Below are 19,662 nucleotides of genomic sequence, written 5' to 3'. Positions count from 1 at the left end.
AAGGCATTTTTCGGATAGAATTACCCTATCGCTGAGTTAAGGCAACTTGCAGGGCGATTCATAAATTCTGCTAAAGCGTCGCCGTTGTAGTTCCTGGCACGTCGAGTTGTCCCATAGATCGTGTTAATTTTTAAAGGAATATGCAATGGCAAATGATTACTTCTTTACCTCAGAATCCGTTTCTGAAGGTCACCCCGATAAAGTAGCAGACCAAATTTCTGATGCCATCTTGGATGCCATCTTGGCCCAAGATCCAACAGCACGAGTTGCTGCAGAAACCTTGTGTAACACTGGTTTAGTTGTACTGGCCGGTGAAATCACTACCAATGCAAACGTGGATTACATCCAAGTGGCCCGCAACACTTTGCGTGAAATTGGTTACGACAATACTGACTACGGTATTGATTACAAGGGCTGTGCGGTATTAGTGGCTTACGACAAGCAGAGTCCAGACATTGCTCAGGGCGTAGATAAGGCACATGACGATGGCCTAGATCAAGGCGCCGGCGACCAAGGCTTGATGTTTGGTTACGCCTGTGACGAAACTACAGAGCTCATGCCTTTGCCGATTCATTTGTCGCACCGTTTAGTGGAGCGTCAATCCCAACTGCGCCGCGATGGCCGTTTGAATTGGTTGCGCCCAGATGCCAAGTCACAAGTGACTTTGCGTTATGTCGATGGCAAGCCGGACTCTATTGATACTGTTGTGCTTTCTACTCAACATGATGAAGAAATCTCTCTCGAGAAATTGCGTGAAGCTGTTATCGAAGAAATCATCAAACCAGTATTGCCAAAGCATCTGATTAAAGGTGCGATTAACTTCTTGGTAAACCCAACAGGTCGATTTGTGATCGGCGGCCCACAAGGCGATTGCGGCTTGACTGGTCGTAAGATCATTGTGGATACCTATGGTGGTGCAGCCCCGCATGGTGGTGGCGCCTTCTCCGGCAAAGATCCTTCTAAAGTGGACCGTTCTGCTGCCTATGCCGGTCGTTACGTTGCGAAAAACGTGGTTGCTGCTGGTTTGGCAAGCAAGTGCTTGATTCAGATCTCTTACGCTATTGGCGTTGCTAAACCAACTTCAGTCATGGTGAGCACGTTTGGTACCGGCAAGATCTCTGATGAAAAGATTGCGCAATTGGTATCCGAGCACTTTGACTTGCGTCCAAAGGGCATCGTCAAGATGTTGAACCTCTTGCGTCCGATTTATCGCAAGACCGCTGCTTATGGTCACTTTGGTCGTGAAGAGCCAGAATTTACTTGGGAACAGTGCGATAAGGCGCCCGTATTACGTGCAGCAGCTGGCCTGTAATCTGCTTTCTAAGTAGTAAATTTGCAGTATGTAGTTGTATTGAGGCGAAATATGGCGAAATTGATTACAATTTCGCCATACCTTCAAGGAGCGTTGCAAGGAATGCTGAGAACCAGCGTTTCCCCAGGCTTGAAGGGAGTGGACTCCTAGGTAACCCCAGAGTTTGCTAATTGCAACTGCGCTCGCTAACCCATGATTCAATGGCTAGCGAGTTTCTACTCCAGCATTGGATCGTATTTAGCTGGAGCATTCATGAGTACCGTTTCCGATTTAAACAACTTTGTAGCAACCCGTTGCGCTATTGCTGATATTTCTTTGGCTGACTTTGGCCGTAAAGAAATCGCTATTGCCGAAACTGAAATGCCAGGACTCATCGCGATTCGCGACGAATTCGCAGCCCAACAGCCACTACGTGGTGCACGCATCACTGGTTCATTGCACATGACCATTCAGACTGCAGTACTGATTGAGACGCTTGAGGCTCTAGGTGCTGAAGTGCAGTGGGCATCTTGCAATATTTTCTCTACACAAGATCACGCTGCTGCTGCGATTGCTGCTAATGGCACACCTGTGTTTGCGATTAAAGGCGAAACCCTTGAGCAATACTGGGATTACACCCACCGTATTTTTGAGTGGGCTGATGGTGGCTTCACTAATATGATTTTGGATGACGGCGGCGATGCTACTTTGTTATTGCACCTTGGTGCTCGTGCTGAAAAAGATCAAGCTTGCTTGAATCACCCAACCAGCGAAGAAGAAACTATTTTGTTTGCTGCGATCAAAAACAAATTAGCTCAAGATTCAACTTGGTACTCCACACGCTTAGAGAAAGTTAAGGGCGTTACTGAAGAAACCACCACTGGTGTGCATCGCTTGTATCAGATGTTCGCCAAGGGCGACTTGAAGTTCCCGGCTATTAACGTCAACGACTCTGTTACTAAGAGCAAGTTCGACAACCTCTACGGTTGCCGCGAGTCTTTGGTGGATGCAATTAAGCGCGCAACCGATGTGATGGTTGCTGGTAAGGTTGCTGTTGTTTGTGGTTACGGCGATGTGGGTAAGGGCTCTGCACAAGCACTGCGAGCTTTGTCTGCTCAAGTTTGGGTTACTGAAGTAGATCCAATCTGCGCACTGCAAGCGGCAATGGAAGGCTACCGCGTCGTAACGATGGACTACGCTGCTGATAAAGCGGACATCTTTGTTTCTGCAACAGGTAACTACCATGTGATCACGCATGACCACATGATCAAGATGAAGAATCAAGCCATCGTTTGTAACATTGGCCACTTCGATAACGAGATTGATGTTGCTGGTATTGAGAAGTACAAGTGGGAAGAGATCAAGCCACAAGTAGATCATGTGATTTTCCCAGCAGCCAATGGCAAGCCTGAGAAGCGCATCATCATCTTGGCTAAAGGTCGCTTAGTTAACCTAGGTTGCGGTACAGGACATCCTTCCTATGTAATGAGCTCTTCATTTGCAAACCAAGTAATTGCGCAGATCGAATTGTGGAATGCAGTTGGTACAGATAAATATCCAATCGGTGTTTTCACTTTGCCTAAGCATTTGGATGAGAAGGTTGCTCGTTTACAGCTCAAGACATTGAATGCACAGTTAACTGTATTGTCAGATCAGCAAGCTTCGTACATTGGCGTAACAAAAGAAGGCCCGTATAAGGCTGACCACTACCGTTATTAATCTGCACCATTGTTAGATATTGTTCAATAGAGACACAGGCCCAAGATCATGGAATTAAGCGTTGAATTCTTCCCTCCAAAAACACCTGAAGGTGAGGCTAAGCTACATCTTGTGCGCGAGCGTTTTAGTGAAACACTCAAGCCCGCTTTTTATTCTGTGACTTTTGGTGCCGGCGGCTCTACACAATCTGGCACATTAAAAGTAGTGAGCGATATTCATGCTGCAGGTGCAGCGGTTGCTCCGCACTTATCTTGTGTTGGTAGTTCACGTGAGAGCGTGCGCGAAATGTTGAAACAATATCAAGCTTTGGGCGTTAAACGGATTGTGGCTTTACGTGGCGACTTGCCATCTGGCATGGGCCAGTATGGTGAGTTCCACCACGCTAATGAATTGGTGGAGTTTATCCGTGCAGAAACCGGCGAGTGGTTTCATATTGATGTGGCAGCTTACCCAGAATGCCATCCTCAGGCTAAGTCGCCGGCAACGGATGTCGATTTCTTTGTGCAGAAGATGAAGGCCGGAGCCAATTCAGCAGTGACTCAGTATTTCTACAACAGCGATGCTTATTTCCGTTTTGTAGATGAAGCGTATGACCTGGGGGTGACTCAGCCAGTCATCGCTGGAATCATGCCGATTACCAATAGTACCCAGCTACTCCGCTTCTCAGATGCTTGTGGCGCAGAGATTCCGCGTTGGATCCGCTTGCGCTTGCAGTCTTATGGCGATGACACCGCCTCAATTCGGGCTTTTGGTGAAGAGGTGGTTACCGACCTTTGTGATCAGCTATTAACGGCTGGCGCACCTGGACTCCATTTCTACTCACTCAATCAGGCAGATGCTGTTTTAGCGATTGCGGATAATTTGAGTCTGAATAGGTAAATAGGTAAGCACTCAATCAGCCTCAACGGGGGGTTAGCGCAGTAACCCTGACTCCGTTAGGAGTAGATCCAGGGGCTCATCATGCGTTTGAGCTTGCCACTGCGCATCATCTAGTTTTTGCCAATCAAATCCAATCCCTACGCAAAGTAGACTTGGATTGCTAGCGCGTAATTGCGTTAAGGTACGGTCGAAATAGCCACCACCATACCCAAGGCGCCAATAGTGATTGCGATCTCCTGACGGGGATTTTGACCAGCCTACACAGGGGATCAAAATACAGTCTGGAGTGGCTTGAGGTCTGCGTGGATTATTGGGGTCGGGTTCTAGTACTCCGTGGCGACTTGGAATGAGAAGATCGCCCTCTTGCCACGCGTAAAAATCTAAATGTTTATCGGGGCGCGCAAAAGGGAGGCTAAGTGTTTTGCCTGCTTTGTTGGCAGCCCATGCTAATAGAGCGGGTCGCAGATCAAGCTCATCTTGAATGGGGCAATACAAGGCAATAGTTTGAATCTGTGCATCGTAATCTGCAAGAAATCGACTAAAGCTAGTCAAAATAGCTTCTTGTGCAGCTGGATAGCTTGCGCTGGCCGCAAACTGTTTCCTTTGGGCTAGTAAGTCCTGCCGTAGCGATTTTGGAGAATTGCCGTGCATATCGACCATTATCAGGCGAAAATTAAGAGATATAGTAAATCGATAGGGTTAAACGGTGAAAAAGAGGTTTGATGTTTTTGGTGGCTGGGAAAAAACGCTAGGCGGGATTGTATTTTTTGCCTTGCTAGCTAATGCCCCTAGTATTTCAGCAGAGAAATCTAAAAAAACTGTCCCTGCTAAAGAAAGCAGGATCTCCGCTTTTGAGGTTACTGAGGGCGATCGCACCTTTATTGAACTACGTGAAGCTGCTAAAAGAAATGATGTTGCACGTTCACAGACCTTAGCGGCGAGCCTCTCCAATTACCCCTACGATGACTATGTAGCCTATTTCCGCATTAAGCCCCAGCTATTTGATAGCGCAGGCGGTGCTCGCGCAGATAGCAATGCAGACTCTCAGGTTATGGCTTTTCTGAATCAATATCAAGGAACCGCCTTGGCAGATCGGATGCGCAATGATTGGCTCTTGGTATTGGGTAAGCGCAAAGATTGGACGCGATTTGATATTGAGTATCCCAAGTTTGTTTTGGATGACGATACCCCGGTGAAGTGTTATTCACTGCAATCTAAGTTGGCTCAAGGCGAGAATCCAGCCAAGGTAGGAATTGATGCGCGCGCAATATTGCTAGACCCACGCTATTTTGGACAGGCTTGCCAAGAGTTGGTTCCCGCTTTAGTCAGTGCTGGGGGCATAACTCCTAGCGAAGCCAAGGCTATAGGCCGGGCCGCTAGTGAAATGGGTTTTGACACCATGTCACGCCGCTTGGGTGGTGAGGACCCTATTGCCGATGTCGTAAAGGCTGCTAAAGCGGATCCTGCAAAAGCCTATAAAGATTTTTTACAAAATGCATCGCGCTACAGCAAAGAGAATCAAGCGGTAGCTTGGGGTGTGATTGGCCAATTCTTGGCCAAGAAATTAGATCCCAACGCAGATGATGCATATCGCTTGCAACAAGAGTTGGGCTACAACGAGCTTCTCTCCACTGAGGGACAAGAGTGGAAGGTGCGCGCAGGTTTGCGTGCGAAAGATTGGACTTTGGTCAAGAACGCCATTGAGGGCATGAACCCGGCAGTGCGCAGCAAGGATCCTGCCTGGACTTATTGGTATGCACGTGCACTGAAGGTGGACGGCCAAAATGAGAAGGCACGTGAGAGCCTTGAGCTGGTTGCCGATCAATACAACTTTTATGGACAGTTAGCCCGCGAAGACTTGGGTAAATCTAATCATGCACCTGCACGCACTAAAGTCAGCGATGCAGAAATCGAGGTGATGGCGAGTCGTAAAGGATTTATTCGAGGCGAGCGTTTGTATGCCATGAATTTACGCTTCGAAGGCAACCGTGAGTGGAACTGGGAATTACGCAATATGAGCGATAAACAGCTACTGGCCTCTGCTGAATACGCTAAGCGCATCGGCCTGTATGACCGCGTTGTCAATACTGCAGATCGCACCAAGCAAGAGCATGACTTTAGCTTGCGCTATCCAACACCGTATCGCGATGAACTTTCGCCCATTGCAAAACAAATTGATTTGAACTTGGCATGGGCTTATGGGCTCATTCGTCAAGAGTCCCGCTTCATCATGAATGCCTCCTCTTCGGTGGGCGCCTCTGGCTTGATGCAGGTGATGCCTAATACTGCAAAGTACGTGGCCAAGAAAATTGGCATGACCACTTACACCAATGACAAATTGAGCGACACCAATACCAATCTGACATTGGGAAGCAATTATTTGAATATGGTCTTGGTAGACTTGGATGGCTCCTGGGTTCTAGCTTCGGCGGCCTACAATGCTGGGCCTTCGCGCTCGAAGTCTTGGCGTGAAAAACTCACGAGCCCAACAGAAGGCGCGATCTTTGCAGAAACTATTCCGTTTAATGAGACGCGAACCTATGTAAAAAATGTCTTGGCTAATGCGACGTATTATTCATCAGTGATGCATGGTCAATCGCAGTCTTTAAAACAGCGTTTAGGCGTGATTACTCCTAAAGCGGCAATCGCATCTGAGCTACCCTAGTACTTCAACCACACTGGAGTTTTATGAAATATGACATTCTGCTAATCGGTGGTAACGGTTTTGTAGGTAGAGTTTTAGCCGCTCAATTGCAGGCAGAGGGGTATTCTGTTTTGTTGCCTACTCGTCACTTAGCGGCCGCCCGTGAATTGCGCATGTTGCCTAAGATCCATTTAGAAGATGCTGATGTACATGAATTTGATTCTCTGCAAGCGCTTTGCTCGCGAATTAATCCTAATGGCGCCGTGATCAATTTAGTGGGCGTATTGCATGACAAGCCCGCACAGCCTTATGGAAAAGTATTTCAAGCAGCGCATGTTGATCTCCCAAAAAATATCATGACGGCTATGCAGATGAATGGCCTCAAGCGCTATTTGCATATGAGTGCCTTAGGTGCTGACTCAAAAGGCCCTTCCATGTATCAGCGCAGTAAAGGTGACGGCGAATCTGCGGTTAAATCCAGTAATTTAGATTGGACCATCTTTAGGCCCTCAGTCATTTTTGGTGCGCAAGATCAATTCATTAACTTGTTTGCCAAGCTGACCAAACTATTTCCGGCTATGCCTTTAGCAAATTCGGAAGCGCAGTTTCAGCCGGTAAGCGTAGATGATGTGGCCACAGCTTTTACAAAGTCTTTAAAAATGCCATCAACCATCCATCAATCTTATGATTTGGTAGGCCCCACTGTTTACACCATGAAAGAGATTGTAGAGTTTGCGGCGCGCAAAGCGCATACCCGTTGCGCCATTATTCCTGTACCTGCATTTATAGGATATTTGCAAGCTCTGGCATTTGAGTTTTTGCCAGTCCCAACTTTGATGTCGCGAGACAATATTGCGTCTATGAAGGCTCCTAATATCTTGCCACTCAATGGGCTGGATGCATTGACTAAAGTGTTTGGTATTAGCCGCCGCACATTAGAAGGCATGAAGTAAATAAATGAAGATCTACGCAGTTGGTGGCGCTATTCGGGACACCCTCATGGGTTTACCGGTGCACGACATAGATTATGTGGTGGTTGGCTCTAGCGTAGAAGGGATGATTGCCCTAGGCTACCGCCCTGTTGGCAAGGATTTCCCCGTCTTCCTGCATCCAGAGACTCAAGCTGAATATGCTCTAGCCCGTACCGAGCGTAAGACGGGGAAGGGCTATAAGGGCTTTATGTTCTATGCCGACCCCACCGTAACCTTGGAGCAAGATTTAGAGCGTCGCGATCTGACGATTAATGCGATGGCGCAAGAGGTTGGCGAAGATGGTCAATGGATAGGCCCCATTCTGGATCCTTATAACGGCCAGGAAGATTTGGCAGCCAAAATATTCCGCCATGTATCAGATGCATTTGCAGAAGATCCATTGCGCCTATTGCGTATCGCAAGATTTGCGGCTCGCTTCCCTGAATTTACGGTAGCACCAGAAACTATGGATGCCCTAAAGGCCATTGTGCAGTCAAATGAGTTGTCGGCATTATCTGCTGAACGGATCTGGCAAGAATTGGCGAGGGGCTTTACTGCTATTAAGCCAATGCGCATGTTGCAAGTATTGCTGGACACGGGTGCAGCCAAAACGTTGCTGCCATCAGCATTTACGGTTAATTTGGCCAAAGGGGAATATCGCGAGGACTTGATCGCCCATTTCCACGCAGTAGATAGTGGCTTGGAAGATCGCTGCGCAGTAGTGTTGATGCATTTACCTGCCAATGAAATTCGCTCATGGGCAGAGTGCGTAAAAATGCCAAATGATGTACGTGATTTCAGTGAAATATTTAGTGAACTCAATTTACTGATCGAAAAGACGGTGCACACCACAGGTGGTGCATACCAAGCTGTTGATGTATTGGCCTGGCTTAACCGAGCTGATGTTTGGCGCAAGCCTGAGCGTGGACATGCCTTGCTTAAACTCGCTCAGCAGATTGGTTTACCAGTGACTGTCTTGATCGATGCAGTGCAGAAAGCTCAGTCACTCAACACAGCAGAAATTATTGCGGGTGTTCCTGCTGAAGATCGCGCCAATGGTGAAAGCATTCGAAGCGCTGTAGATGTTGCAAGGCTATCGGCTATTTCGGCCGCACTCAAACACTAAAGACTTAGAGTCGGTTCCTGCCACGCAATCCCGGCAGGTCTTCCAGGGAATAGCCCGGTAATATGGTATTCAAATTCTTTGTAAATGCAAAGACCTTAAACAACTCCCCCATCTCCGCTTCAGACAATAACTTTTGCAATGCATTAGAAATCGGTAAGAAGGTTTCTGGATTGCCTGGGTCGCCAATTTCTAGAGCGATATCGCCAATACCGGCATCAAGCAGGTAACTCGCTTGATTGCTGAGATAGACATCATCTGCTTGTTCTTCTAAAGCGCTGCGAGCAATCTGAGACCATTCCACGTGAGTCGTTACATCACACAGACCCGGAAGATGAAAGGGATCTTGAATGGCATGATGGCGATGATGCGCCATCAGCGTGCCTTCCAGTCTTTGAGCATGGTAGTACTCATTCTCAGGGAAGCCGTAATCAAAAGTGAGGAAGAGACCAGTATCAAGATGTTTGGCTACTTGGCGCATCCAGGCATTTGCTGGCGCGTGTAATTCAGTGACATAGTCTTCTGAAAATTTACCCGTCAGCAAAACTTCGGGAAGCAAAGATTGCTCTACTGGTGTTCCTATTGACCAAGCAAGCTTGCCATCAATTACGGTAACCCCTTGCCAATACCAAAAGCCATTTCGATAGATGATGGCATCGCAAGGAATGGCATCAATCACTTCATTAGCCAGAATGATCCCTTTGAAGTTGCTGGGTAAAGAGCTTGGCCAGGCGCATTGAGTGGATATGCTGAGCTTTTCCGGGAGAGCCTTGAGGCGAGCCTCTTGTCTTTGGGCCAGATCTGGCGAGATCTCAATGATGTCGTAACTATCCAAGGGGAGGCCCAGATCATTCAGGCGGGTCAGAATGGATTCTGCCAATTTGCCTGAACCAGCACCAAACTCTAAAATCTGTGTAGGCAAGCCTTGCGCTCTAAGTCCTTCAAGAATCGGTAAAAGGCTTGAAACAATCGCTGCGCCAAATAAGGGAGAGAGTTCTGGGGCGGTCGTGAAATCCCCGCCAGCACCCAATTTATGGGCCCCAGCGCTGTAATAACCCATTCCTGGCTCGTATAAAGCCATTTCCATATACCTTGAAAAGGCCATCCAGCCGCCTTGGGAGGCAATTTCTGCCATTATTTTTTGGCTGAGAAGCTCGGTATGAGACGTTTCAAGGCTGGTCAAGGTAATATCCATAGCTCGCTAGTCTAAGAGAATTTAAGTGAACTTGAGTTCAAACTCACAACCTCGGCAAAATAAAGCAGTTTTAGTGACCGGCGCTGCCAAGCGTCTTGGTCGAGAGATTGCTTTGGAGTTTGCTCGCCAAGGCTGGGATGTGGCGGTTCATTATGGGCAGTCTGAATTAGATGCCCAAGCTACCGTGGCAGAAATCCAAAGGCTCGGAAGCAATGCTATGGCATTTAAAGCTGATCTCGCGAACGAAGCACAAATCAATAACTTATTTGAGTCTGTCATCAGTGGGTTTGCTGAGTTAGATTGCCTAGTCAATAGCGCTTCAATCTTTGAATATGATCGCGCTAATTCTGATACCCCATTGAATGGTAAAAGCTTGCAAGATCATATGCAGGTCAATTTAGCTGCGCCAATTTTGCTATCTCAGTTGATGTTTGAATATCAAAAGAGCAGGGCGAGAAAAATAGCTGATACCGATTTTTCTATCCCCTCGGTGATTCAATTACTCGATCAAAAGTTGATTAATCTCAATCCAGATTACTTGTCGTACACCTTATCTAAAGCAGCCCTTCTCACTTCGGTGGAATTGTTGGCAGTGGATTTTGCCCCTCACTTAAGAGTGATTGGATTGGCGCCCGGCATTACGCTGACTTCAGGCGATCAAACTGATGAGGGATTTTCTAAAGCCCATCAAATGACGCCTCTAGGGAAATCATCCACACCGAGTGATATTGCTAAAGCTGCAGTATTTTTGGCAAGCTCTAATGCTATTACTGGTAGCACTTTATATGTAGATGGTGGACAACACTTACTGCCATCTTCACGCGATGTAATGTTTAAAACAAACTAAGTGTTCCAATAAAAAACAAAAAAGTTAAAAAGAAAGAGTTAATACACAATTTATGCACGCTATTCTTTCTCATCCAGCATTAGCTGATTGCCGTCGTTTATTTTTACGCGACTATGAAATCTATATCAATATTGGTGTGCATGATTTTGAGAAGAAGGCTGAGCAGCGCGTCATCCTGAATGTAGATTTGTATATTCCCCTGAATATGAATACCCCTTCCAAAGACTTGCTAGAAGAGGTGGTGGATTATGACTTTATGCGTGAAACTATTAAGGCGCGGTCCTCCCAGGGCCATATTCACTTGCAAGAGACCTTCTGTGATGACATCATAACTGCGATGTTGCTGCATCCCAAAGTGATTGCTGCTCGTGTCAGCACGGCTAAGCCAGACGTGTACCCAGACTGCCACTCAGTAGGCGTTGAGGTATTTCGGATGAAGCAGGCGTAAAAGTTGTCAGAAAAGAATTGAATAGCTATGAGCGATATTCGTAAAGTCGTCTTCGAAGAAAACAAGCTTGAGAAAAAGCTATGCCGTTTAGTTGGTCAAGCGATTGGCGACTTTGGCATGATCGAAGATGGCGACAAAGTGATGGTATGTTTGTCAGGCGGTAAAGATAGTTATGCCATGCTCGACATACTTTTAAAGTTGCGTGAACGCGCTCCAATTGATTTCGAGATTGTTGCTGTAAACCTTGATCAGAAGCAGCCAGGATTCCCAGAAGATATTTTGCCGAACTATTTAAAGGCTTTGGGTGTTCAGTACCATATTGAGAATCAAGATACCTACAGTATCGTGAAGCGCGTTATTCCAGAAGGCAAAACCACTTGCGGACTATGCTCTCGATTGCGTCGTGGCATCTTGTATCGTGTAGCCGATGAACTGGGTGCCACCAAGATTGCTTTGGGACATCATCGCGATGACATCTTAGAAACCTTGTTGCTAAATATGTTCTTTGCAGGCAAGCTCAAAGGAATGCCACCAAAGCTACGTTCAGATGACGGCAAGCATATTGTGATTCGTCCTTTGGCTTATGTTCCAGAAAAGTTGCTGGAACGTTATGCGGTGGATATGCACTTCCCAATTATTCCGTGCAATCTTTGTGGCAGTCAGCCAAATTTGCAGCGCGGTGCTATGAAAGACATGTTGCGCGAATGGGAGAAGAAGCATCCTGGCCGCGTAGAGAATATATTCCGATCAATGCACCATATCGTCCCCTCTCATTTAATGGATGGGGAGGCATTTGATTTCAAGAATCTAGAGATTTCTACAGAACTGTCGGGTATTGCTGCCAGGTCAACTGGCGATAAGGCAATTGATGAGACAGAAATCGATGAATTAGCCTGCGGCACACTCATTCAGGGGTCTTATAATCCCTCTTTATGAACATCGTTATTTTGGCTGCTGGGCAGGGAAAGCGGATGAAATCCGCATTACCCAAGGTTCTTCAAACCTTGGCCGGGAAACCGCTTCTCCAGCATGTGCTCAATACAGCTCTGGACCTACAGGGCAAAAGCGCTAAAACTGGTCCAATCGTCGTGGTTGGTCATGGTGCTGCCGATGTAAAACAATTCCTTCAGATCGCCAGCGAGCAAGATCCTAGCTTTAGCAAGGTGAGCACCGTACTACAGGCCGAGCAAAAGGGAACGGGCCATGCTTTATTGCAAGCCTTGCCTAAATTGGATGTGAATGAGCCTACTTTGGTTCTTTATGGCGATGTCCCCCTCACGAGCAAAAAGACACTTTCTAAATTAGCCAAATTGGCTGACGGTGTACGTGGTCAAGATTCTGCTCTAGCGCTTTTGACTCAACATCTGAGCGATCCAACGGGCTATGGCCGCATCGTGCGTGATATTGATGGATCAGTCAAAGCAATTGTTGAAGAAAAAGATGCGACGCCTGCGCAAAAGCGCATTCAAGAAATTAATACCGGAATCATGGTTCTACCAACTAACTCGCTTAAGAAGTGGTTAAAGGGTCTGCGTGCCAGCAATGCTCAAGGCGAATACTATTTGACTGATGTGATTGCGATGGCGGTTAAAGACGGTGTGCCGATTCGGACAACACAAGCTGATGCTGAATACGAGACTGTTGGCGTCAATAGTCGTGATCAGTTGGCAGCGCTCGAGCGAGTTCATCAACTCAATCAAGCAAATATATTGATGGATGCAGGCGTTTCCTTGGCCGATCCAGCGCGGATAGATATTCGTGGAAGCTTAGAGTGCGGTACTGATGTGTTTATTGATGTGGGTTGCGTTTTTCAAGGGCGTGTCACTTTGGCCTCAGGTACAAAAGTGGGCCCTTACTGCATTATTCGTAATAGCGTAATTGGCAAGGGTGTCACGATTCATCCATATAGCCATATTGATGGCGCAAAGGTTGGCCCAAGTTCTTTAATTGGTCCGTATGCGCGTTTGCGCCCAGGTGCAGACTTAGCTAACGATGTGCATATTGGCAACTTTGTAGAAGTGAAGAACAGTAAGATTGCTGCCAATAGCAAAGCTAATCATTTGGCTTATGTGGGTGATTCGATTGTTGGCTCCAGAGTTAATATTGGTGCGGGCACGATTACTTGTAACTACGATGGTGTGAATAAACACCAAACCATTATTGAGGATGATGTCTTCATTGGCTCCGATACTCAGTTGGTTGCTCCGGTGCGCGTAGGGCGCGGGGCTACATTGGGTGCGGGTACAACCTTAACAAAGGATGCGCCACCGAATCAATTAACAGTCTCACGCGCCAAGCAAATTTCTTTGCAGTGGCAACGACCAGTGAAGAAGGTTGCCCCAAAGCCAGCAGCGAAAAAAATAGACAAAAAAGTAAGTGCCAAAAAATCCGTTAAGGCTAAAAAATAATGTGCGGAATTGTTGGCGCAGCATCGCGCGAGAATATTGTTGATGTGTTGATTGAAGGCCTGCGCCGTCTTGAGTACCGCGGCTATGATTCTTGTGGTTTTGCAGTAATTAATGGCAATGATGAGCAGCATCCGATTGAACGCGCCCGCACTACTGCCCGTGTTTCCGAGTTGGCGGAGCAGGGCAAAGATTTTCATGGCACCTTAGGTATCGCGCATACTCGCTGGGCAACACACGGCAAGCCAGACACACAAAATGCACATCCCCATATTTCTGGTGGATTGATCGCTGTTGTTCACAACGGCATTATTGAAAACTATGAATCCCTGCGTACTGAATTAAAGGCTGCGGGGTATATCTTTACTTCAGAAACAGATACCGAAGTCATTGCGCATTTAATTCATCAAGCTTATGTATCCAGCAAACAAATGGATCTAGTTGCTTCAGTTAGATCAGTATTGCCAAGGCTGCATGGCGCTTATGCGATTGGTGTCATTGCACAAGATCGTCCAGATGTTTTGGTGGGTGCACGCGTTGGGTCCCCATTGGTGGTGGCACTTGGTGAGAATGAAAATTTCCTTGCCTCTGATGCTTTGGCTTTAGCTGGACGCGCCCATTCGATGATGTACCTTGAAGAGGGTGATATTGCTATTCTGAAGGCTGATAGTGTTGAGATCATTGATCAATCTGGCAAAGCGGCACAAAGAGAGCATAAGGCTATGCCCGCTCAAGCTGACTCTGTAGATCTTGGGCCTTATCAGCATTACATGCAAAAAGAGATCTTTGAGCAACCAAGAGCAATTGGTGACACGCTTGCCAATATTGCTAGCTTTGGCCCAGAGTTATTTAATGCAGATCCTGAGCAGTGGAAAAAGTTCGATCAAATTTTGATCTTGGCGTGCGGCACAAGTTATTACTCTGCATGTGTTGCCAAATATTGGTTAGAAGATCTTGCTGGTATTCCGACGCAGGTAGAAATTGCTAGTGAGTATCGTTATCGCACAACCGTACCTAATCCAACTACGCTCATTGTTGTTGTGTCCCAATCTGGTGAAACTGCTGATACCTTGGCTGCTTTGCGTCACGCACAGGCACTGGGTCATCAATACACCTTAGCTATTTGTAACGTTGCCAGTAGCGCCATGGTTCGCGAAACCCATTGGAATTTCTTAACTAAGGCCGGTACTGAGATTGGTGTGGCATCTACGAAAGCCTTTACGACTCAGCTAGTCGCACTCTACTTACTGACCGTCTCATTGGCTAAACGTGCGGGCAAAGTGAGCCCCGAGCGAGAAAAAGAGCTTTTACGTGACCTACGCCATTTGCCAAAAGCTTTGCATGCGGTCTTAGCACTTGAGCCACAGATCATAGCGTGGAGTACTGCATTTGCTAAATGTGAGAATGCTTTGTTCTTGGGTCGTGGTATGCATTACCCGATTGCCCTTGAAGGCGCGCTCAAACTCAAAGAGATTTCTTATATTCATGCTGAAGCCTATCCCGCTGGTGAGTTAAAGCATGGACCGCTTGCGCTCGTTACTGAGAAGATGCCAGTAGTCACAGTGGCACCAAAAGATGACTTGTTGGAGAAGCTTAAATCCAATATGCAGGAAGTCAAAGCACGTGGTGGCAAGTTGTATGTGTTTGCTGACCAAGATACGGATATTACAAGCAGCGAAGGTATCAACGTGATTCGCCTGCCTGAGCACTATGGCAACCTCTCCCCAATCTTGCATGTAGTTCCATTGCAGCTTTTGGCGTATCACACGGCTTGTGCCCTGGGTACTGATGTCGACAAACCCCGTAACTTGGCAAAGTCGGTTACCGTAGAGTAATCCCTGTTTTACCTCCTAGGTTTTGCTGCTTCACCCCACTGGGAATATTTTCCCATTTTCCTTTCTATATCTTCCGGGGCAAAGAAGAGTCCGCAAACCTTTCTTAGGCTGCCTATATCAATGCTTGGCCGCTAAAAATGGTGAGTGTTTTTTTGGGCCCTTGCATTTAGTACAAACTAGTACTAAACTAGTACGTATACAAACTAAATAAGGTATCAAGATGAATCACCTATTGCTGGTCAAGGGACTGGTTCAGGCTTATCAGGCATTTGAGGCGCACTCTGGAGCGCATATTAAGAAGATGGGCTTAACGACCACTCAGTTCGACATTGTTGCGACCTTAGGGAACCAGCCACCAATGACTTGTAAGGAGCTGGGTGAAAAGACACTTGTTTCTAAAGGCACCATGACTGGGGTTCTAGAGCGCTTAGAGGCTAAAGGTCTCATAGAAAAATTGATGAATGTTGAAGATGGCCGTAGTTACAAGATCAGTTTATCTAAGGGTGGCGACAAGCTGTTCAGAAAAGTATTTCCGGAGCATGTCGAGTATCTGGGTAAAGCTTTCGGAAAACTTAGTAAAAAAGAATTAGAGCAGGCAGTGATAGCTCTCCAAAGTATTAAATCAATATTTAATTAATCAACAGATAAAGAAGTCTTAAAAAAGAATAGCAAATGAAAACATATCAAAACGCATTAAATCTTATCGGTCGAATCTTAATTGTGGCCTTGTTTTTACCAGCGGGACTGTCAAAGCTGGCTGGCTTTGAGGGAACCTTAGCTTATTTCGCATCATTAGGTATTCCAGCACCAGTGTTTTCTTTGGTAGCAACAATTGTGATTGAGGTTGTAGGTAGTATTGCTTTGCTCGTGGGCTTCCACACAAGAGTGGTTGCTTTGATCATGGCGCTCTTTACTTTAATCGCAGCAGTTACTGGCCATGCATTCTGGGCCGCTCCCGCTGACGCGGTATTCATTGCACAATTATTATTCTTTAAGAATATTGCCGTCATGGGCGGTCTTTTAATTCTCGCTTCTGCTGGTGCTGGTGGTTTCAGTATTGACGGTCGCAAGGTAGCGAAGTAATTTTATTCATCTAAGGAAAAAATCATGACTAAAGTAGCCGTTATATTTCATAGTGGTTATGGCCACACCGTTAAACAGGCTGAAGCAGTTGCAAAAGGCGCTAATGGCACTCTGGTAGCGATTGATGCTGAAGGCAATATTACTGATGCGCAGTGGGAGGCTTTAAATGTAGCCGATGCCATTGTATTTGGCTCTCCAACCTATATGGGTACAGTCAGCTGGCAGTTTAAGAAGTTTGCTGATGCCAGCTCTAAGCCATGGTTTACACAACAGTGGAAAGATAAGGTATTCGGTGGCTTCACGAACTCTGCCACGATGAATGGGGATAAGCATTCCACATTGCATTATTTCTTTACCTTGGCGATGCAGCACTCAGGAATTTGGGTGGGTACTGGTTTAATGCCTTCCAACACCAAAGCAGCTAGGCGTGATGATGTGAACTATGTCGGCTCATCTGCTGGCGCCATGATGCAGACGCCTTCAGATGCCAGTGCGGATGAAGTGAATATAGGTGATTTAGAGACTGCCCGTCTTTATGGTGAGCGTATTGCTAAGATTGCCAGCGAATTTAAAAGCAAGTAATTGGCTTGGAAGTATTGGCTGTAAATATATTGGGGAAACTATGAAACAAGTAATCGGCATACAAGGAAATGATCAGGGCCACTGGGTTGGCGACGGCTTCCCAGTGCGCACATTGTTTTTCTATCAAGATTTAGGAAAACAAATGAGCCCGTTCTTGATGCTTGATTACGCAGGTCCGGCAGAGTTTCTTCCAACGACTGAGCGCAAGGGTGTGGGCTCACACCCCCATCGTGGTTTTGAAACAGTCACGATTGTTTACGAGGGTGAAGTGGCCCACAAGGATTCAACTGGTCAGGGCGGTGTCATTGGCCCTGGTGATGTGCAATGGATGACTGCTGGCTCTGGCATCTTGCATGAAGAGTTTCATTCGGAAGGTTTTGCCAAAAATGGTGGCACATTAGATATGGTGCAACTGTGGGTGAATTTACCAACTAAACTCAAAATGACTCAGCCGGGCTAGCAGGCTATTCTGAATAAGCAGATTCCGGTGGTCAATTTGAAGAATGGCGCAGGACAAGCACGCATCATTGCAGGGGAGTTCAATAGCCATAAAGGACCTGCCAATACTTTTACTCCGCTAAATGTCATTGATTTGAAATTAAAGAAGGGCTCATCTACTATTCCTGTGCCTGAAGGGTGGAATACCTCCCTCGTTGTTCTGAAGGGCGCTATTGAGGCTGGTGAGGGCATAGTAGCAAAAGATGCTCAGATGTTGATGTTTAGCAAGCAGGGCGAAGATATCCAAGTTAATGTCTTGGAGGACTCTGTTGCCTTATTGCTTAGTGGAGAACCGATTGACGAGCCGATTGTTGGATATGGCCCCTTTGTTATGAATACCAAAGAAGAGATCGCTCAGGCGATGCAGGATTTCAATAGCGGTAGTTTTGGAAAAATTGCCCACTAACAATAGGGTTGGAGTATAAAAAATCCGTTTGACTTCTACACTCAGCTGTGTACAAAATTCATTATTCAAATCAAGGTGTTACACAGACTGAATTAGAAAAGTGTGTTTAAATATCTCGTGAAGAAAAAGATATTTGTACCACCTCATGTTTGATTCAAAAGATTTCTCTATTGTGCGTTTGCTTTCGCTACTTTCCGCGGGACTTCTCTCTGCATGTGCGGTGGGCCCAGACTTTAAGCAACCAGATGCGCCCAATACTTCTACCTATACCGAGACCACTCTTTCTAAGAAATTAACTACTGCACCTGGGGTACCTGGTGGTACGAATCAAGAGTTTATCGAGGGCGCGGATATTGAGGCTCAGTGGTGGGAATTATTTAAGTCTCCCGAGTTAGATGTCCTCATCAAAAAAGCCCTGCAGCAAAATCCAAATTTAGGTGCTGCTGATGCTGCGCTACGCGCCAGCCAAGAAAATGTCAGCGCACAAATTGGTGGGCAATACTTCCCAGCCATTGGTTTAAATGGGGGCGCTACACGACAGCTGCAGCCTTCCGCGATCTATGGTCTACCTTATGGTTCTGATACTTACAACCTATATAACGCCTCGGTAAATGTTACGTATAAGCTTGATGTTTTCGGTGGTGCGCGTCGTGCCGTTGAGGGCGCAAGAGCACAAGCTGAGATCGCCCAGTTTCAGTTGGAGGGTGCTTACCTTTCTTTAACGGCCAATATTGTGACTGGTGCCGTACGCGAAGCAGCACTACGTGCCCAGATGCAAGCCACTGAAGAAATTCTGAAGGCTCAAACTAATCTAGCTGAAGTAACCGAGAAGCAATTGGTGATCGGCACCGTTTCTAGAGTTGACGTTACCTCACAAAGAACTTTGGTATCTAACTCCCAAGTAGATTTGTTTACGTATGAGCGCAATCTCTCCTTTGCTCGCAATCAACTGGCAGTCTTGGTTGGTGAGTTGCCGAGTAATGCCAACATTACTAAGTTCGATTTACAGTCTTTGCACTTACCTGATAAGTTGCCACTCTCGGTGCCATCAAGCTTAGTGCGTCAACGTCCAGATGTGCGTGCTGCAGAGGCCCAGCTAAAGGCAACCAATGCATTGGTTGGTGTCGCTACTGCAAACTTGTTGCCACAATTTAATATTACGGGTGCCATTGGCTCTGCCGCATTAACGAGTAACGCACTATTTGGACCTAATGCTGCTTTATGGTCGATTGCTGGCGGCATCTTCCAGCCACTCTTTCAGGGTGGCCAGTTGTTGGCACAACGTCGTGGCGCTGTGGCCAACTACGAGCAAGCGGTTTATCAATATCAGGCAACTGTTCTGAAAGCGTTTCAGGAAGTGGCTGATGCATTGCGGGCTTTAGAGACTGGCGCTCAAGCATTGAAGTCAGCATCTGATGCGGAGCGTTACGCTTACGAAACTCTCGATTTAGTTCAGCAGCAATATAAATTAGGTACCGCAAGTTACCTAGCTGTTCTCTACTATCAAAATCAATATCAAATTGCTAAAGTCAAATCCGTTTCTGCGCAAGCAACTCGGTTCTCTGATTCAGCAGCATTATTTGCAGCACTAGGTGGTGGTTGGTGGAATCGTACCGGCCCAGCCTTTCAACCAAAAGCCATAGCGAACAAAGATCAAAATGAAACTTCTGGAAACAATTAAAGCCAAAGTAACTGCAGCTACAGTTGCCTTATGGGCTTGGGCGCATGCTAAAGCA

Annotated in this window: 17 protein-coding genes, 1 pseudogene and 1 riboswitch; of the genes and pseudogenes, 16 read left to right on the top strand and 2 right to left on the bottom strand. The window is 46.6% G+C overall.

Annotation, left to right across the window (positions count from 1 at the left end; all coding sequences use genetic code 11):
* Nucleotides 1–145 precede the first annotated feature (145 nt).
* The 3 genes from metK to metF all read left to right on the top strand — a co-directional run bounded on the left by metK (nt 146) and on the right by metF (nt 3,889).
* Nucleotides 146–1,312, top strand: coding sequence for a methionine adenosyltransferase (gene metK, locus CBI30_RS01460; RefSeq protein ID WP_088526564.1), 1,167 nt, complete (start codon nt 146–148; stop codon nt 1,310–1,312).
* Nucleotides 1,313–1,391: 79 nt separating this feature from the next.
* Nucleotides 1,392–1,503: riboswitch (S-adenosyl-L-homocysteine riboswitch) on the top strand.
* Between the two features lie 61 nt (nt 1,504–1,564).
* Nucleotides 1,565–3,010: an adenosylhomocysteinase gene (gene ahcY, locus CBI30_RS01455; protein WP_088526563.1), complete on the top strand. Its 1,446-nt coding sequence runs from the start codon at nt 1,565–1,567 to the stop codon at nt 3,008–3,010.
* Nucleotides 3,011–3,058: 48 nt separating this feature from the next.
* Entirely contained in the window at nt 3,059–3,889 is an 831-nt protein-coding gene (metF, locus tag CBI30_RS01450) for a methylenetetrahydrofolate reductase [NAD(P)H] (RefSeq protein WP_088526562.1), read from the top strand.
* Nucleotides 3,890–3,922: 33 nt separating this feature from the next.
* Here the strand turns inward: metF and CBI30_RS01445 are convergent, their stop codons facing one another.
* The gene (locus CBI30_RS01445) at nt 3,923–4,540 is read right to left on the bottom strand and encodes a 5-formyltetrahydrofolate cyclo-ligase (protein ID WP_240553462.1); all 618 of its coding nucleotides are present in this window, start codon (nt 4,538–4,540) and stop codon (nt 3,923–3,925) included.
* 106 nt (nt 4,541–4,646) lie between these two features.
* Here CBI30_RS01445 and CBI30_RS01440 point away from each other — a divergent pair, with 106 nt between their 5' ends.
* The 3 genes from CBI30_RS01440 to CBI30_RS01430 are packed head-to-tail and all read left to right on the top strand — an operon-like array spanning nt 4,647 to nt 8,630.
* Nucleotides 4,647–6,554 carry a lytic transglycosylase domain-containing protein gene (locus tag CBI30_RS01440; protein WP_420812034.1) on the top strand — a complete coding sequence of 636 codons (1,908 nt, stop codon included), beginning with the start codon at nt 4,647–4,649 and terminating at the stop codon, nt 6,552–6,554.
* A 23-nt stretch (nt 6,555–6,577) separates the two neighbouring features.
* On the top strand, nt 6,578–7,486 hold the full coding sequence (locus tag CBI30_RS01435) for a complex I NDUFA9 subunit family protein (protein ID WP_088526559.1): 909 nt from the start codon (nt 6,578–6,580) through the stop codon (nt 7,484–7,486).
* Between the two features lie 4 nt (nt 7,487–7,490).
* Nucleotides 7,491–8,630 (top strand): tRNA nucleotidyltransferase/poly(A) polymerase-related protein, encoded by a 1,140-nt coding sequence (locus CBI30_RS01430; protein WP_088526558.1) that lies wholly within the window; start codon nt 7,491–7,493, stop codon nt 8,628–8,630.
* A 4-nt stretch (nt 8,631–8,634) separates the two neighbouring features.
* Here the strand turns inward: CBI30_RS01430 and CBI30_RS01425 are convergent, their stop codons facing one another.
* Complete coding sequence (locus CBI30_RS01425; protein ID WP_240553461.1) at nt 8,635–9,762, bottom strand: class I SAM-dependent methyltransferase; 1,128 nt, start codon at nt 9,760–9,762, stop codon at nt 8,635–8,637.
* An 85-nt stretch (nt 9,763–9,847) separates the two neighbouring features.
* On the opposite strand from CBI30_RS01425, the gene CBI30_RS01420 reads away from it, so the two are divergent.
* From CBI30_RS01420 to CBI30_RS01375, 10 genes and pseudogenes are all read left to right on the top strand, one after another.
* Nucleotides 9,848–10,669, top strand: coding sequence for an SDR family oxidoreductase (locus CBI30_RS01420; protein WP_088526556.1), 822 nt, complete (start codon nt 9,848–9,850; stop codon nt 10,667–10,669).
* 52 nt (nt 10,670–10,721) lie between these two features.
* Nucleotides 10,722–11,117 carry a dihydroneopterin aldolase gene (locus CBI30_RS01415; RefSeq protein ID WP_088526555.1) on the top strand — a complete coding sequence of 132 codons (396 nt, stop codon included), beginning with the start codon at nt 10,722–10,724 and terminating at the stop codon, nt 11,115–11,117.
* A gap of 27 nt (nt 11,118–11,144) precedes the next feature.
* Complete coding sequence (gene ttcA / locus CBI30_RS01410; protein ID WP_088526554.1) at nt 11,145–12,053, top strand: tRNA 2-thiocytidine(32) synthetase TtcA; 909 nt, start codon at nt 11,145–11,147, stop codon at nt 12,051–12,053.
* Nucleotides 12,050–13,525, top strand: coding sequence for a bifunctional UDP-N-acetylglucosamine diphosphorylase/glucosamine-1-phosphate N-acetyltransferase GlmU (glmU, locus tag CBI30_RS01405; RefSeq protein WP_088526553.1), 1,476 nt, complete (start codon nt 12,050–12,052; stop codon nt 13,523–13,525). Before ttcA ends, glmU begins: the two co-directional genes overlap by 4 nt.
* Nucleotides 13,525–15,357 carry a glutamine--fructose-6-phosphate transaminase (isomerizing) gene (glmS, locus tag CBI30_RS01400; RefSeq protein ID WP_088526552.1) on the top strand — a complete coding sequence of 611 codons (1,833 nt, stop codon included), beginning with the start codon at nt 13,525–13,527 and terminating at the stop codon, nt 15,355–15,357. The genes glmU and glmS overlap by 1 nt, the downstream gene beginning before the upstream one ends.
* 220 nt (nt 15,358–15,577) lie before the next feature.
* Nucleotides 15,578–15,994, top strand: coding sequence for a MarR family winged helix-turn-helix transcriptional regulator (locus tag CBI30_RS01395; protein WP_088526551.1), 417 nt, complete (start codon nt 15,578–15,580; stop codon nt 15,992–15,994).
* A 35-nt stretch (nt 15,995–16,029) separates the two neighbouring features.
* Nucleotides 16,030–16,440: a DoxX family protein gene (locus tag CBI30_RS01390; protein WP_088526550.1), complete on the top strand. Its 411-nt coding sequence runs from the start codon at nt 16,030–16,032 to the stop codon at nt 16,438–16,440.
* 24 nt (nt 16,441–16,464) lie between these two features.
* Nucleotides 16,465–17,022 (top strand): flavodoxin family protein, encoded by a 558-nt coding sequence (locus CBI30_RS01385; RefSeq protein WP_088526549.1) that lies wholly within the window; start codon nt 16,465–16,467, stop codon nt 17,020–17,022.
* A 40-nt stretch (nt 17,023–17,062) separates the two neighbouring features.
* Nucleotides 17,063–17,926 (top strand): annotated as a pseudogene (locus CBI30_RS01380) (pirin family protein).
* 145 nt (nt 17,927–18,071) lie between these two features.
* Nucleotides 18,072–19,607 (top strand): efflux transporter outer membrane subunit, encoded by a 1,536-nt coding sequence (locus CBI30_RS01375; protein WP_088526548.1) that lies wholly within the window; start codon nt 18,072–18,074, stop codon nt 19,605–19,607.
* Nucleotides 19,608–19,662: the final 55 nt, after the last annotated feature.

The organism is Polynucleobacter aenigmaticus (assembly GCF_002206635.1).
Classification (GTDB): Bacteria; Pseudomonadota; Gammaproteobacteria; order Burkholderiales; family Burkholderiaceae; genus Polynucleobacter; species Polynucleobacter aenigmaticus.
Note: the sequence above shows the minus strand (reverse complement) of the source record. Positions and strands in the feature narration are given on the sequence as shown.